The organism is Faecalibacterium sp. IP-1-18 (genome assembly GCF_023347355.1).
Classification (GTDB): Bacteria; Bacillota; Clostridia; order Oscillospirales; family Ruminococcaceae; genus Faecalibacterium; species Faecalibacterium prausnitzii.
Window position 1 is genome coordinate 2,608,036 of record NZ_CP094472.1, and the last position, 16,136, is coordinate 2,624,171.

At 46.0% G+C, this 16,136-nt stretch carries 11 protein-coding genes; all 11 read right to left on the reverse strand.

Annotated elements, in window-relative coordinates:
• Positions 1–9: 9 nt before the first annotated feature.
• Entirely contained in the window at positions 10–690 is a 681-nt protein-coding gene (locus MTP43_RS12420; protein ID WP_154265982.1) for a GTP pyrophosphokinase, read from the reverse strand.
• A gap of 183 nt (positions 691–873) precedes the next feature.
• Entirely contained in the window at positions 874–1,683 is an 810-nt protein-coding gene (locus MTP43_RS12425) for an SMODS domain-containing nucleotidyltransferase (RefSeq protein WP_117966293.1), read from the reverse strand.
• Positions 1,684–1,694: 11 nt separating this feature from the next.
• Positions 1,695–2,255, reverse strand: a complete 561-nt coding sequence (locus tag MTP43_RS12430) for an SLATT domain-containing protein (RefSeq protein ID WP_117965640.1) — start codon at positions 2,253–2,255, stop codon at positions 1,695–1,697.
• Positions 2,256–2,282: 27 nt separating this feature from the next.
• Positions 2,283–4,397 (reverse strand): protease Lon-related BREX system protein BrxL, encoded by a 2,115-nt coding sequence (gene brxL / locus MTP43_RS12435; RefSeq protein WP_425350682.1) that lies wholly within the window; start codon positions 4,395–4,397, stop codon positions 2,283–2,285.
• 29 nt (positions 4,398–4,426) lie between these two features.
• Complete coding sequence (gene pglZ, locus MTP43_RS12440) at positions 4,427–6,949, reverse strand: BREX-1 system phosphatase PglZ type A (RefSeq protein ID WP_249234869.1); 2,523 nt, start codon at positions 6,947–6,949, stop codon at positions 4,427–4,429.
• Complete coding sequence (locus MTP43_RS12445) at positions 6,937–7,308, reverse strand: chalcone synthase (protein WP_227192419.1); 372 nt, start codon at positions 7,306–7,308, stop codon at positions 6,937–6,939. Before MTP43_RS12445 ends, pglZ begins: the two co-directional genes overlap by 13 nt.
• A 26-nt stretch (positions 7,309–7,334) precedes the next feature.
• The gene (gene pglX, locus MTP43_RS12450; protein WP_007882137.1) at positions 7,335–10,961 is read right to left on the reverse strand and encodes a BREX-1 system adenine-specific DNA-methyltransferase PglX; all 3,627 of its coding nucleotides are present in this window, start codon (positions 10,959–10,961) and stop codon (positions 7,335–7,337) included.
• 20 nt (positions 10,962–10,981) lie between these two features.
• On the reverse strand, positions 10,982–14,635 hold the full coding sequence (brxC, locus tag MTP43_RS12455; protein ID WP_249234870.1) for a BREX system P-loop protein BrxC: 3,654 nt from the start codon (positions 14,633–14,635) through the stop codon (positions 10,982–10,984).
• An 18-nt stretch (positions 14,636–14,653) separates the two neighbouring features.
• A complete protein-coding gene (locus tag MTP43_RS12460; protein WP_005929853.1) occupies positions 14,654–15,229 on the reverse strand; it encodes a DUF1788 domain-containing protein in 576 nt (191 codons plus the stop codon).
• Position 15,230: 1 nt separating this feature from the next.
• Entirely contained in the window at positions 15,231–15,839 is a 609-nt protein-coding gene (locus MTP43_RS12465) for a DUF1819 family protein (protein ID WP_007882141.1), read from the reverse strand.
• Entirely contained in the window at positions 15,820–16,047 is a 228-nt protein-coding gene (locus MTP43_RS12470; protein WP_005929859.1) for a helix-turn-helix domain-containing protein, read from the reverse strand. The genes MTP43_RS12465 and MTP43_RS12470 overlap by 20 nt, the downstream gene beginning before the upstream one ends.
• Between the last annotated feature and the right edge of the window lie 89 nt (positions 16,048–16,136).

The following is a 16,136-nucleotide window of genomic DNA, read 5'->3' on the forward strand; positions in this document are numbered from 1 at the left end:
AATTTCTGCTTAAATTTCGTGGAACATACCAATTTTGTCTTTTATTCTCTGCATTTCATTATCTGCATCAATGATAGCTCTTGCAGAATGAAGTAATTCTTCACTTATCTCTTCATATCCAGGCATTTCTTCAATGCCTTTTTTATAACGAAGCTGATGTTCCAACGTTGCCCAAAAATCCATCCCATTAGTTCGTATTTGAAGTTCTACACGCATAGGTGTTTTACCCTTAGCAAAAAATACAGGAATCTCAACAATCATGTGATAGCTTCGATAGCCATTTGGTTTGGGATTTTTTATATAATCCTTTACTTCAATAACTTTGATATCATCTTGTTGTGTGATCAAATCAGATATCATATAAATATCATCAATAAACGCACAAACTATTCGAACACCCGCTACATCATTTAGATATGTTTGTATATTCTCTGTTGTAAAATCATGTCCCATTTTCTGCAGTTTATTATAAATACTATTGGGCTTCTTAATTCTTGTTTTTATAAAAGAAATAGGATTTCGATTGTTCTCAACTGAAAATTCATCATCCAAAACCTCAAGCTTAGTTTGTATCTCCCGAATAGCACAACGATACATCATCATTAAATTATAAAATTTTGTAGCATTATTTAAAAACTGTAGTGATTCCGGACTGTTCATCCTGAGTTTTGTTACTTCATCTTTTGTCATGGAACTTTCCTTTCTACCTCATCCCTGATTTCAAAACATTATTTATACACGGTGCCGCCATGAACTTCTTCGTTATGTAAGGCTTTATATCTGCCAGCACCTGCGACATAGAGGTTTTCTTTCGAGTATCAGTCATAACAATTCCTCCTTCCTACTAATTATTGTCATTATCCCTTGCTGTATTTAACCAGCAATATATCTAAGAACTTTACCCAGGCAATCTCTGCTGTTATCCGTAGACACCTGTTGATTGCTTCCTGGTGCGCTAAGAGGCATCGCTCCCCACATAAAATGCTGATTATAATAATCTAAAAGAATCTTCTCGTATGTACCTGCTGCTGAAGTTGAACTTTCTCCAGAGGAAAGCCATCTCCAATTTCCTATTGCTTGATAAACGAAGCTGTCAATAACTATTCCTGACAAATGGTAGCTTCTAAAATAGTTATCTCGCACATATCGTAGATGCTTGCAAGTGTCAAAAAGCAGTCCATTACTGCTTATATTTTTGTTTTTCATGGCATCCTGTTCTGCTTTTGGATTAGTTGAACGCCAATTCCCACCCATATTTGTATCTGGATATCTGTATGAGCCATCCCAATTTTTGAATGCCGGCAGAATTTCAAAGAACATTCCATCTGAAAAATTGATCTTCACAACCTGTCCATCTGCTCTTACTTCACTTCTTGGATACCGAACAAGAATAGCCTGCCTAACTACTTGCAGAAGACGAGATTGACCATTCCCATAAACAGAGTTGAACTGGTTGTAATATGATTCCGGCAAGGACATCAAAATATCAATATCACTTGTATCTATCGCAGTTCCCCTTCCATAGGAGCCAACATATATACTATTTTGTCTATCGCTTGTTATATTCCAAAACTCACGGTTCATTGCTGATGTTACAGTGCAATATCTTTTTGAAATAAGAGAACGGCTGTCAGCTGATATTACTTCTTCATTTCTTTGAACATACAAACTCAATGTATTCATCCCCCATTTACTCATTTTTTTCTCAAATGCGCCGGAAGCATCTTGTTTAATTCCTCCTGCGTAAAGAATTGCTCTTCATTTGTTTTAAGCGCAGCTTGGGCGGCAGCATAACTTTTCCCATCAGTTAAAGGTGCAGCACAGTAAATTTCCGAACTTTCATCCAACAGTTCATCTCTTTTGCGCACTATTTCTTCAATACTAATTTCGTCAAAGTCTGTCAAAAGTGACAGATATTTTTCTCTTACCTTCCACAGCTTATTTGCAGTCTTAATATGATCGGTTTTTTCAGTGGAAATGTCCTTATCCTTCAGATAGCTTGTTAGGGCAAGAAGTGCTGTTGAACATAGTCCACCAGCCCATAACAGTATCTGTTCATTTGAAATGAGCACTCCCAAAAAGCCGCCTGTTGATATTGCTGATAACCCAATCTGTCCCCATTTTATCCAAAAATTACGCTTACTCAACCGATCAGCCATCTTAAAATGACATGTATAGGTATATACAAGTTTTCCATATTCTTCTTGTATTTGAGAATATAATTTTTCACGGTAATCCAGCGAACTTTTCTCCATTGGCGCATTTCCTCCGTACCTTTAGTATTACTCTACCCCCAACGCCTTAAACACCGCATCTTCCGCGCTGCTGTAGAAAATCAGATTAAAACTACCCACCAGCTCCGGCGGCACGGTGCCAAGGTCTGCTGCACTGGTAATCGGAAGCAACACTTTCTTTGCTCCGCTATCGAGACACACCTGCAAACTATTGGCAAGCTCGTCCACTTTCAGAATCGTGCCGCTAATACTGATTTCTCCCAGCACGGCAAGTGTACTGACCGTAGGCCGTCCAAGAGCGATGCTGCATAGTGCAATCAATGTAGGCAATGCCAGCTTTCCGGTCATGCCAATGCCCTGCAAATCCTGATAGTTGATGATGTAATCCCGCATCGTAGTACTGATGCTGCCACTGATGCGATTTCCGTTAGCTTTCAGGAAATTGAACGCCGTATTCGTGGATTCCTTGCAGTCACGGTCGCTGCCAAGGCCAGTACGTTCAAATTTTCCGTTGCCGGGCAGCATCTGGCTTTCGAGGCGGAATACACCGATCATACCGGACTTACCCTGACTTACGGTATATACCTGTCCAGGATTGCAGATACCATCAGGAATGAGTTTGCCGCCGCCCTGCTCTGGCACGGAAACAAATTTTTCTTCAAAGGTATCAAGATCAATATAGCTGAAGTTCACATCATAGAATTCCATTCCACCCAGTTTTTTCAGCTGCTCCTTGACGCGACGGCGCATTTCCAGCGCAAATACAAGAATTTCTTCAATCTGTTCCTTCGTGAACTCCCCATCCGGATATAGCAATTTCACATAGCCGCCTACGATCTTGCGGACAGCAATCGTATCGCGCTGGTTCAGGTTCTTTCCAAGGCGGAAATACTTATCCAACGCATCACCATACTGTTCTTTCCGCAGTTCTCGGATAAACTCTGCCAAGTAATCCGTGATAAAGCCGTAATCATTGGTAAAATGCTCCGGACGGAACTTCGGAATCTCCCAGCCTGGAATGTAGCAATGCAGACGGTCAAGAAAGGCGGTGTCCGTTCCCATCTCCGGCGGGAACGGGTCAAACAGAGAGGAAGTCTTAAGCAACACATCCACGCTCTGATTGATGTTTCCTACAAAGACCATAGAAGCCGATGCTGCCTTTTCCTCTTTGCCGCGGGCAAAGGAGCCGGAAGCCATATAGTCTTTCATAATTTGAATGCCGTCTTTGTCCTTAAACTTGATTCCGGCAACCTCATCAAAGGCAACGCAGTCCCATAAGCCTACCAAACCTACGGTTTTGCGCCCCATATTGTAAAACAAATTTGCAACGGTCGTCTGACCACCGGATACCAGGATACTGTTCGGGCTGATTTCTTTATAGATATGGGACTTGCCTGTGCTGCGCGGCCCCAATTCACAGAGATTGAAGTTGTTCTCCACCAACGGCAGCATACGCGCAAGCAGCAGCCACTTTTCCCGATTGTTCAACTGTTCTGGCTCATATCCGCAGGAACGCAGCATAACATCCATCCACTCTTCCTGTGTGAATGCCTTGCGTCCCTCTCGAACTTCTTCAATGTCGACATGGGGCATCTGAATCGGAGTCAGCTTATGGATGCTGATGGGAGAGATGTCCTTCTGCTTTTTCTGTTTAGAGGAAATCGGCTGTCCATCTATATCCGTGATTCCAAAGTTGCTGTCTCCCTCAGACTCATATTCCAGCTGCACGATGCACCAGATACCGCCGCAAAGCAGCCGGTCATATTTTTCCGGATAATCATCCGTAATCGGCACATTGGTGAGACCAAGGTTAGAGAACTCTGCAAAAAAGCAATCCTTTTTGATGTCCAGATGCACGGTCACCATATCAATAATGGTATGGTGACCGTTCTTGCGCAGTTGTGAGAGAATTTTCTGAGCCTCATCCGGGCGGACAAAATTATCTGCCAGAATTCGTTTTACATTCTGAACGCCCTGCTCAATGATTGTCTCATCGTCTGAACTACAATACTGACCCAGCAGGAACTCCAGCACATAGACCGGAACATTCGCTCCTTCTTTTATTTTCTTTGTCAGGTCTTTGCGGACGATCCGACCGTCAAAGTTGCTGCGCAGCTTCCGGCGCAGTTCTTCACGGGTATCATCTGCCGCCATATCCATCATTTCCATACGGAATTCCTGCCTCCTCTATATCAGAATCCGAATCCAAAGTCATCTGCAAAGGCAATGTCCATGATGACAGGCTGCCTCCACTGCTCCAGACCGCTTTCTTCGTCGTAAACCACAAGGTAATACTGCTTGTCCTTGTCATATTTCTTATTCTTGAATGTGAACCGCATCCGGAAGATACGCTTCTGCGCATTTTCCTCACGACTGTCCGCCACATAACTGTTTTCGTTCGAGATTTTCTCATTGTCTTCCGAGAGGAAGAAAATGCGGTATTTTGCAGCTTTTACAGTATCGCTAACGGCATCCGACTGAATAAAGTCCATGGACGTGATCAGGTTCGTAATCTTATGGACAATGCTGACCAGAGCAATCTCTGCATTCTTTGTTTCCATGTGACCGCGCTCCATCTTAAACTCCAGCACCGGCACCAGCATTTCCTGCGGTGAGGAACCGCCATGCACATAGTTAGCACCGCCTCCGGCCACCTTAAAGACATTGCTGCTGACAGGATAGGACACCACCTTGCTGTCCTCGTTCCCCAGAATGCGTCTCATGCTCATATGGTCGATGCCATCATCTTCCAGTGTCGCCTTGGACACAATAAATCTGCGATTGACAAATGCTTTGTCCGCACTTTTCCCGGAAATCTTGTCACTTTCTGTCAGCTTATCACGCTTGTAAATAAAGCCATGATCGGCAGTGACGATAAAATGATAGGTGTTGCCGCTGACGGAGATTCGATGAATCAAATCCACAATTTCCTGAACGGCTTCCTCACACGCATGAAACACCTCATCCTCGGTATTTGCCTTGTCTCCACGCGCGTCGATCTGATTATGGTATACATAGATGATCTGACGTTTTGTCAGCACATCTCGCAGCTCTGCCACTTTCAGATTTTTGATATCATCGAACTGTACACAGACACTATCCGGGTTATAGCTTTGCAGCACCTGCTGCCGACCTGCCAGATTATCGCAAAGGATACCATCTACCAGCACCTGGAAGTCATCCGTCATCTCCAGTGTTTTATGCGGTAAAAGTGCTGCCATACCGAGCCTTGTATAAGACGGCAGGACACTTAGTTGTACGGAAAGTTTTGCCGTGCATTTCGGGTCATCCTGCATTCGGGCAAACAATTCCTGTCCGACCTCGTAACGCATGGCATCCGAAATGATGACCACGGTGCGTTCCTTGGTATAGCGCAGGTTGGCATTGTAAAACTCCCGCTGCAACGGAATTGCCGAAAATGCGGCATCCTGCTGGATTCCAGCATTCCATGCTGGGAGCAGACAAGCCAGATATTCGTTCGTGTAGATATTTTCCACCAGCTCCCGAAGCGACTCAAAGCTTTCCGTGCTCTCCAGCTGGTCGTAATAATAGTAGAATTTCCGATACTGCTGATCCATATTGTAATCCGCAGCAAGATATCGGTCGATGATTGGCTTTAAGCCATCTGCGGCATGGTAATCCGCTTCCTTCACCATGCTGTATGCACTGGAAAGCATCTGATAGGTTTTCCCGGTCTTTCTGCCAAAGTGCATTTTAGCCCGTTTTTCACAGAGTTCCGGAATGGTAAATCCGTTTACGATTGCACCGATATCTTCCGAAACAAGTCTGCCAATGAGCCACTTTACCAGCACCTGATCCACGGCAAGGAAAGTGTCGCACTCCACCAAATCGTCCACTCGCATTCCTGCAAATGCCGAAAGAACATTCAGCCCTTTGGCAACGTGCGTCGACAGAGCGTCGTATTTGTCCCGGTACAGGACGCTGTTCATCAGGCTATCGAGAAATGCGATGATATTGCCGGACTTGTAGGAGACAAAGCTCTTCCATGCTGCCGGAAGCTCTGCCTGCACATATCGCCCAGTATAAGTAACGAACAATGTTACCAGCAGCCGTTCCAAACTCGGTTTTGTATCGGTGTATCCGAAATGCTGCTCACAGAGCTGCCAGAATGCAGACAGCAGGTCGTATTTTTCAAACTCCTGCAAGAAAGCATTGTCCACCAGCTCGCCATCTGTCAACACGATGCGCACGACTTCCTCAAAAGAGCAGGTACGCGCCTTGCAGACTGCACTTAGCAGACCGACAAGGATATTTTCTTCATTGAAGTTTTCGATTTCCAAATCATAGAACCGCTGAGTGCGCTCTTTGTTGGCGAAAAACTTGATGTGCTTCTCAATAACCGGCTTGTACTTTTCCTCAATACCCAGGTCAACCGACAGCAAGGAGGCTCGGTCAGCAAAGAACCGTCTGGAATACAGCATTGTGTCTTCCAGATGGTTGTCCCTTACATCCGGTTTAGGAAACGGTGCATAGATCAGATAATTCGTGGTCTTATCCACACGCTCAAGAAAATACTTTGTATAGAACTGGTTATCCGGCTGGAGATGGTAGATCTTCGCATTCTGAAGCTCCACCGTCTCCATATCCTCGGCAAATTCCGCCTTGTCATCGTACCAGAAAACCAGTTTCCGGGTCTCCCCGGTAAATTCCGCATTCAGGCGGTCTATAATTTGTTTCAGGTTCAATTCTGCCATATCATTGTCCTTTTTTCCTGTGATTGGTCTTTATCTCTTACAAGAGAACTCAGCAATAGCTTCATCTTTTTCCGGTAGAACTTTGTTCTTTTGATGTACCGTGGAATCGTCATGTGATACGCCTGCATAAATTCCAGTATCCATGCCAGATCATAGGATTTCTCGGTTGACCAGTCACGATATTTTCTATGACAGACAAGCCAGACACCAATGATATTGTAATCCAACGCATCTTCATCGGTTTCATCTTGAATACAATGACCGCAGAGGAAGCGGTATGCCACCGGATCATGGGCATATGTACGTTCAAAACGCTGCCATGCCGCCGCGACATCATCCTTTGTCCAGTGATTTTGCATTTTCCCACTCCCTCCGGTCATTTTTCTTATTTCTTTTCTTTCACCATGATATTCTTACTGTCTGCCAGCACCTCATAGAACTTGCCGTCCTGGGCGGTCTGGAGCTTACGGTAGTTGACCTTTACGCCGTCATCAAGGTCAAGCTCGATACGGGAAAGTGCCAGATGGCTGATCTTCTCATCGTATTCCCGGCATTCCTTCAGCTGCTTGGCAAGTTTATCCTTGCGCTTGGAGGCTGCTGCCACCTCGCGGGCATTCCCGCTGTGATCCATCATATCCTGCATCCGGTTAATCTCAGATTCGTACACGCGCTGCATTTTGTGCAGGTAGTCGATACGCAGGTTGCCGATGGTATCCGGCGTATAGCGGTGCAGGTAAACCAGTGCCTTAAAGCCGTTCTGCTTGCCACTGTCAAACAGCCAGTAGATCGGACGCTTGCCGGAACCGGTAACAGAATAGGTCTGGCAGTGATCCTTGAAGAAATCGTTCAGGAAGTAGTTACGGATAATCTCCCGGCTGGTGCTGCCCTTATTGCCAAGGGCTTTTGCGATATAATCGAGGTTTTCTTCCAGCGTATCTGCACCATACACCGCTTTCAGCCATGCACACAGGCGCGATACGATATCATCGTCCAGATATTCTTCATCGGTGATAGGGATAACATTATCTTCGTCCGGAATATAGCTCTGGTATTTGCTGCTATCCCACTCGCCGCCTGCATAGGCCAATCCTTCTACATCCAGCGAGTAGCGGCCAAACATGCAGCCCACGGCGTAGCTGAGCAGACTCTTGATATCCCGCTGCAAGTCGGCCTTACGCACCGTCACATCTTTATCTTCCACTTCCGGGGTCAGCTCGTCCTGTAAGCCGTAAATGTCAATAAAAATGCGGTTCAGCTCTTCCTCGTTGGTTTTTAGCTGGTTAAAGCGGTCTTCACATTCTGACTGCCACAGGGTAAAGGCTTCGTAAATCGTGGAAACGTTGCGGAGTAATGGGTGCTTCTTAAAGTCCCAAGAGACTTCAAAAGAATCCCAATCGGCTTTGCTTTGCTCTTCTGCATCAATTCCCAAGTCAATAATAACATCATCGTTTTTAGTGGAAATATATGGAAGTTTTTCAATGTTCCCGTTATTGTAGTCTAAGGTTGGGGATAAAATTCCCAAAAAATGTTGTGCTACGCAAGAATTCAAATATGATAGAATCAAAAAAACATTCGTTTCATCACGCATAAATGCTTTAGAGCCCTTACTATCAAAAATGTATCCCGGTTCCGAATAACGCATTGATATGTTACCAGAGCTTAATGCAGACCAAGAAATTCCCTCTGCAAAATATTTATCTTCACTTCTCAGTTCCTTGCTGTAGCTTCCATAATTTTCCGTTACGCATTTCTTCATTTCCTCGCCGTCGTTAAACCAATTAACAACATACGAATTGTTACCATACCATCTTCTAAACTCTCCACCTTTATTATAAGGAAACCATTTCTTTTGACTTACTTTTGCCTGCTCAGCCGATTTAGACGAGAATCCAATCTTTTCAAAGCTGCATTCCGGCCAAAATCGTAGAAACCTATTATTATCTGTAGTAGACATACCATTTCGCGCATCAATATGGCTTCTCAAGCAATCCTCTGAAAACAATTTGAACACGTGAGAACTTGTCCAGTATGCAATAGGGCTTCCAGCGATATTTTTGAAATCTGCTTGGTTAGCAGTATACAGCGTATCTTTTTTTATAAATAATTCTTCTTTTCCTTTTGGTGTAGTTGCACTGATTAACCGACAATAACTACCATTATACTCTGGCACATAACTTTCTCTCTGTACAAATGCCACAGTCTGAACAACTTCACCACCAATTTCTTCAAACGCACGAGCTCCCAAATGCGCCATATTAACTATATCCATCTGAAGCATCTTCTTGCGCAATTTCTCAAATGTTGCTAGGAACATCCAAGAATGTTGTGTTATCATTGCTTGAAATCCATTGGCTACGATCATTTCCTTGCAATGTTCAATAAAAACAGCGTATAGGTCAGCTTTGCTGTCCACATAATTGTCTTTCAGAAAAGCATTTACTCTTTTATCCAATTTGCTGGTTCCAGCATAGGGCGGATTCGTGCAGGTAACCCAATACTTCCGTGCCATCGTCTCACCGATATCAATGAGTCGGTTCAGCTGCTCGGCGGTATCTTCCACGCCCACGCTGTCCATGCTGATCTGACCGTCGGTATCTTCCGCTGCCACAAACCGACGCAGCAAATCCCAGTTATAGCTCTCCACATTCAGGATAGAGCCGTATTCCTTGGCATCGGTCAGGGTGTCCAGCAAACCTTCCAGCTGCATTTTGGCCGCGTTCTTCTCGATATCGTCCATTCCTGCGCCGAAATATTTCAGGTGTGCACGGTTGATGCTGTTGCTCTCCTGAATGGCATAGACATGGCAGGTGTTCTCACCGTTTAAGATACGGCGGTTGTACTGCCGTGCTTTCATCATCACGGCAAAGTACGCCAACTGATAGGCACGATCATCAATATCCAGACCGTAGATGTTATGTTCCAGAATGCTCTTTGCAGCATCACGCTGGCTGTAGCCGGCACTCTCGTAAATCTGCATCAGCACATCAAAAGCATATACCAGGATATGACCGGAACCCATGCAGGGGTCAATGAGCTTGATATCTTCTGGGTTCAGGGCAGCGTACTCTTTGCGAATTTCTGCCAGTTTTACCTGCACCTCCGGCTCCTGCTGTGCTTCTTCCAGATAGTATTTCCAGTTTTCTTTCAGGTCGCATTCCGGGTGTCCTTCCACCCACAGACGGCCAAGGCTGTTTTCCACCATGTAACGAACGATCCAGTCCGGGGTAAACAGCTGGGTCACGGCAGGGATTTCCTCTTTGGTGATCTTGCCGCTTTTGGCAAAGGCAGCGGCCTTCGGCTCAGTGTTGTAATACTGGTACAGCCAGCCGATGATCTCCACCTGACCGCCGCGCTCGATGTTGAAGTCATCCTCCGGGATATCGTGAATCAGGTGATAGACTACACCATCCTGGTCAATAACGGACAAGCTGAGCAGCAGCTCGGTGTAGTTCTTTGTCTTTTCAAACAGCGCTGGCAAAATCTCGTTCAGGGCGTTGCACTGTTTCAGGAACAGGATGCGGAACACTTCGTCCAGCTTATTGTCCTGCTTCAGCTGGAAAATCTGAGCTTCTTCCTCCGCAGTGAAGGGAAGCTCTGCGTCAAACGGTGTCGTGACCAGATCTGGCTCCAACTTTCCGCTCTCGGAAGAAAGCACTCGAATATGGGAAGGCAGATAGTCATTGACCTCCATGAAACGGATGGCGATCAGGCGGTTAAACCATGTATAGGCAACCTCCTCGATCACATACTGATATGCGGTTTTGTAGTCGGTATCCTTTTCCTTCTGCTGGATGACCTCTATCAGCTTGTCACGCTGGCGCACGGCCTCGCCGGAAATCGAATACGGTTCTGCAGTGCCGATATCGAAGAACTGAGTGCCGCCGAAGCTCTGCGGCAACGGCTTTGCAATGCCGTCCTCCGTAATACCGATCAGGCGGGCATCATAGCTGACATCTGCAATCAGCTTATTCCGCGCCCAGATCGCAAAATTCTTTATGGCTGCTTTGTTCATGGAGCCAATCCTCCTGTCATTTATAGTTCAATGTTGACGATTGTATCTTCGTCCATCTCTTTCAGCAGGTTTTCACGCAATGCAGCAAGGTATTTATCAACATCATCCTTACTTTCCAGCCGCCACGATGCAGTCTTGGCAACCGTCTTGATGGAAACATTCTTCGTGGTGCGCACCTTATATACCGGCTGCGGTTCTGCCAACTTTTCTGCCGGTTTCACGGTCTCGCCGCGCTTTTCCGCCTCTTCTTCCTGACGCTTACGCTCTGCCTCGGCCTTTGCCGCTGCCTCCTTCGCAAGGCGAATGTCCTCTGCGTTCATCTCGTTGAGCAGGCGCAGCTTCAGTGCCTCCGCCTTATCTGCATAACTGCGCAGAGTGGAAACATTGTTGCAGTGCTCCGCACCGTCCATGATCTCCTTAAAGAGTTCCAGATAACGGTTGAACTTCGCATCCTTATAGGGCTTGGTGTTCAGCACTTCAAAGACACGGTTCCGATCCTGATTGATGGAATCTTTGACCGGCTCTGCCTGCTCTTCCAGAATGCGCATATAGCAGTTCATAAACTTCTCGCGCAGCTCTGGCAGCTTCGGAATCTCCTTGTAGGGCTTCGGCATCCGGACGATGGTGCGCATCTTGGCCACCACGTCTTCCAGTTCTGCATCCACGATGTAGGTCTTACTGTCCTCGTAGATATTCAGCATATCCAGCGCACGGGTGAAGATGGTCAGCTGCTCACCGCCAAAGAAATCACGGATAGGCTCATAGTCCTCGCCAAAATCCATCAGATCATCCTGCTCGTCAAATACGGTCTTAAAGAATTCAAGCGGTGCCTGAATCTGCACCAGTGCGGAAAGCCGCTTCTTGCCCTTTTCCAGAAGTTCTTTTCCGGGATAGGCGTAATTCTCATATTTTGGTTCCAGCCGCTCGATCTCGGTGATTCGATTCTCGCAGTAATGCTGGAAGTTCTTCATGATGGTATCTTCGTCATCGGCAGGCGGTGCCACCTTGAACAGCTCTTTCATCACGGTGCGGACGGCCTTTTTCTGGTTTTCCGGCACACGGACGCGCACTTCCGTCAGCAGTTTATCCACGAACTGCTTCTTCGTGATGTAGCCGATGATTTCTTCTTCGGAGCGGTTGTTCAGATTGACGCTCTCACCGTTGACCGTAAAGGACAGATCTCCACGCTTAAAGAGACGTGCCACCAGCCAATGGATGTCATCTTCCACAAAGCCATAGGGTGCTTTCATAAAGCGATCCTTGATGGTTTTCATAGAAGTTTTCATGTGCATCCGGGAATTGCCTGCCACAAATTGCAGCACATCATCCAGTGCGTGAACATTGGATTCTCCGGTATCTCCCAGTGCCAGCGACAGCTGGTTGCTGGTCTTGAACATCTTCCGGATGTCTGCTTCACCCATCGCTGCATCAATATAGGACAGCTTGTGGTAAACCGTCTGCACCAGTCGTCCGATAGCCTCGTTGATGCGGCTGGTCACTTCCTTGCCGGAGGTGTGCAGCATATCGCCATTGACATAGATGGTAGCCTCTTTCAGAGCTTCCGTCAGATAAAGCTTGGCGTTACCGTTGCGTTCCCGCATCTCCACGCGCTTTGCTTCCTTAATGGTCTCATACTTGGCAAGCTGCACAGAGGTATTCTTGCGCAGGAACCGCTCAATTTTCAAGTATGCCCGCATTTCCGTCAGGAACGCATCATCATTCGGCAGAACCACAAGGACTTCCTTGCCCTGGCCGGAGAGCAGGCGCAGCGTACCATCATCGGTGCCGCCCTCATACCACGGGGTCAGCACACGGAGGCCGATATCGTAATTCTGGTTTGCCTTATAGGGGCGGTCATCCACTGTCTGATTGAAGGAGAATGCATACCGCCCACCAAAGCTGGGGTACTGATACTTCTTACTGGAGAAAATGTCCTCATAGATCATCTCCGCAATCTTCGTGATGACCTCCGGCATCTCCACATTTTCTTTTTCGATTTCGTTGTTGATTTCCTGTTCCTCATCGGTCAGGAATACATAGATGGAGCCATTCTTCTGGATCAGCATCTGGCGCATCAACACTTTCAGTGCATCCTCCACCTGTGCTTTCAAAGAGATGCGATCATCGTCAATGCTGGTAATCATCAGGCTGACGATGTTGTCTACATTGGCTTCGATCTCCAGAACATATTTAATCAGGAAAAGGGTCTTCAACACATTGATCGCAAAGACATCTTTTTCCTTCTTTTCCGGGTTGATATAGCTGTTGTCATAGGCGCGGATGATCACGCTGCTGTGGCTGTGGTCGAGAAAATTCTCCAATGCATCATAGAATCGATAGAACGGCACGATTGCTCCCATCTCATCGTCCATCAGCTGCATGGCAGACTCTTTGAACAGAGCCAGCATGGAACGTTCACCTTCGGACAGGTGCTTACCGGATGCACCGTGGGTACGGATGCTGGTCAGCACACTGGCAAGCAAATTAAACTGGTATGGAACAAAAGGATAAACCTCTGCAAAATCTTCTGCGTTGGCGTACAGTTTTTTCTCCACGCCGTCGTTGAAGACAATCAGATTTTTGATGATGGTTGCTTTCTGGTCATAAAGCAGACGCAGGCTCTGTGCTGCGGTCTCTGTCTTATCCAGAATACGCTTTTTGATAACAGCGTCCACATTGGCAGAGGACAAAGAAAGACGTGTATCGAAACGTCCCTGAATCTTGGAGAAGTCGTTACCCTTCACCTTGGTAATGGAGTCGATATCCTGCTGGCTCGTTACGATTACCCAAGCCTTGCCCATGCATTCCTTGCCCAGTTCTTCCGTCACTGTCTGAAGGTTCAGCATCAGCTTAGAATCATCACCAATGTACTGGCCGATCTCATCCACAAGGAAGACAACATGATGGTTGTTCCCTTTTTTATCAATATAGGACTTTACACGCTTGGCGAAATCCTCAATGCTGATCTGGTAGCTCTCGGTTGCTTTCTCGCACCAGTTACGGGCAGCTGATTCGCTCATGAAATCCATGTCAGAAAGAACATCGACAACGGAATCCTGAATGAAATCGAAGTCCTGACGAGAGCTTTCCCACGGATCGCCATACTCTTCTTCAAACTTTTCCTTAAACTCTTCAAAACGTCCTTCCTCGGAAAGCCTGCGCTCCAGGTCAGCAAGGTGCGGCATGGAACCGCAGAAGCCCTGCATCTCATTGAAAACCTTCAGGAATACGTTCACAATGGCATCTTTATTTTCTTTGCCATTAGAATCGCTTTTGGAATCAATATTGAAAAGAATTACGTCCGATGGGGTGTTTGCTGCCAGCTGCATATCTGCCAGCACCATCTGATTGGTAATCTTCTGATCCTCGATAAAGTAGTCGATGGCATGTTTGTCTCCGACCTGTTTATTCTGAAGCAGATAGGACAGGATTTTCAGGAAATGAGATTTACCACTTCCAAAGAAGCCGGAAATCCAGACACCCATTTTCGGTGTGGTTCCCTGAATACCTTTTTTATATGCTGCAAAGAAATCCGCAAAATGACGCTGAAGCTCACGGGTCACAACGTACTCTTCCAGCTCCTGCGCTACATTTGTTTCTTCACCCTGACCGACAATGATAACGCCCTGTATCTCACGGTCAATTTTCTTTCGGAACATGTCCTTGATCTGCATAACAGTTTCCTCCATCCATTACTTTACCAGTCGGAATGCACGGTAATAGTTATCGTCTTTAATCTCATTGAACAGAATCAGCTCCTGTTCATTATAGGTTCCCGGAAAGAACATCACGACCGGGCAGCGCACAAATGCCTGATGCAAGTTGTTAAGCACCTTGTGGGAGCGCAAAATCGGATAGCACTTGCCGATACCGGTTAAGAACACGACTGCATTCTCCGGCGTATGTTCTTTGATATATTGCACGATCAGGCTGTCATCGTCATTCACCTTCATGGAGTTGGTCACTGCCTTGACGATACGCTCGATTCCTCGCTTTTTTTCAAAGTCATAGCACTTTTCCATAAAGTTTTTCTTTTCCAAAAAGTCAATGATGATATCATACAGGTCAAAGACCACAAGCTCAAAATCATCATCGCCCCGGTCATTCTTATTTTTCAGATACTCTACACGCTCCCGAACTTCCAGTTCCTTTTCCGGTGGATAATCAAACACCCAATAGTTGACCTCATTTGCGCGGCCTGTTCCTTTTCGGAAAGATGGCTTATGGATTGCAAGCTCCATCTCGTCCAGTCTTTGGCTTAAATCCATTTCATCTTACCCCCGTCAGTGTTTTTACCATGATGCCAAGATCATGGTCATAAAGCCAATGCTCAAATGCAATATCAAGAATTGGCTTCAGTATTTTTCTTGTGCTGTTTGCCCGGTTGCTTTCTAAAAGCCCCGCTTCATAAAGCTGCGTTTTATAGCAGGAACCGAGGCGGCGCAGCGTATAGTCTTGAAGAGAAGCCACTTTCTCACTCTGTTCCTGCTTATTTTTGAAAAATATCCGGATATCTGCATCCGTCAGCTCATCGGAACCAAGAATCATTTTTTCCCGCACTACTTCATACACAAAATCAAAGAACAGCGTGTCATGCAAAAGAGCCGCAGTCAGCACAAATAGTTTTTGTGTAGCAAGATCACTGCTCAAAAAGATTGGATAAAAGCTTTCATCTAATGTCTTGATACGGGCTGTTACGGTAGAATAAATCTGCTGCGCTCGTAGTTTTGTCGGTGCACCATAGATGTTTGTCTCTTCATTCAACTTTTTAATATCCGCAAAGCTCTTACCCTCGCTCAAAAGCTGCACGGTTTTCCGAAATTCCATGAACCAGAACGAAAATTTCACTGCTCCGGCACTATACGGTTTTCTTTCCATCTTCGTTCTCTCCATTTCCGGATTTTGTTTTAATGTATTTGCCGCTTTTGATTCTGGCATCCTTCGGCTTTTCGGCGTTAATAGGAATGACCCACTGATGGCCTAAACGCTCGGCACCATCAATTCGCCCTTCCGTGCATAATGTCTGTACTCTCCTTGTGCAGATGCCCCATTTTTCAGAAGCCTGCTTAATCGTCATGAAATCCATACGGAACCTCTTTTTCGATGTCTAAAGTCACTCGCAGCAAGTTAAAATTTCTCATTTATATTCTACTCCAAGAAACGAACAAAATCAAT

What these genes read in the sequence shown, in the direction of transcription:
- MTP43_RS12465 (WP_007882141.1), bottom strand. Translation starts at nt 15,839, where the DNA reads ATGGAAAGAAAACCGTATAGTGCCGGAGCAGTGAAATTTTCGTTCTGG.
- MTP43_RS12430 (WP_117965640.1), bottom strand. Translation starts at nt 2,255, where the DNA reads ATGGAGAAAAGTTCGCTGGATTACCGTGAAAAATTATATTCTCAAATA.
- MTP43_RS12445 (WP_227192419.1), bottom strand. Translation starts at nt 7,308, where the DNA reads ATGCAAAATCACTGGACAAAGGATGATGTCGCGGCGGCATGGCAGCGT.
- brxC (WP_249234870.1), bottom strand. Translation starts at nt 14,635, where the DNA reads ATGCAGATCAAGGACATGTTCCGAAAGAAAATTGACCGTGAGATACAG.
- brxL (WP_425350682.1), bottom strand. Translation starts at nt 4,397, where the DNA reads ATGATGGATATGGCGGCAGATGATACCCGTGAAGAACTGCGCCGGAAG.
- pglX (WP_007882137.1), bottom strand. Translation starts at nt 10,961, where the DNA reads ATGAACAAAGCAGCCATAAAGAATTTTGCGATCTGGGCGCGGAATAAG.
- MTP43_RS12425 (WP_117966293.1), bottom strand. Translation starts at nt 1,683, where the DNA reads ATGAATACATTGAGTTTGTATGTTCAAAGAAATGAAGAAGTAATATCA.
- MTP43_RS12460 (WP_005929853.1), bottom strand. Translation starts at nt 15,229, where the DNA reads ATGGATTTAAGCCAAAGACTGGACGAGATGGAGCTTGCAATCCATAAG.
- pglZ (WP_249234869.1), bottom strand. Translation starts at nt 6,949, where the DNA reads ATGGCAGAATTGAACCTGAAACAAATTATAGACCGCCTGAATGCGGAA.
- MTP43_RS12470 (WP_005929859.1), bottom strand. Translation starts at nt 16,047, where the DNA reads ATGGATTTCATGACGATTAAGCAGGCTTCTGAAAAATGGGGCATCTGC.
- MTP43_RS12420 (WP_154265982.1), bottom strand. Translation starts at nt 690, where the DNA reads ATGACAAAAGATGAAGTAACAAAACTCAGGATGAACAGTCCGGAATCA.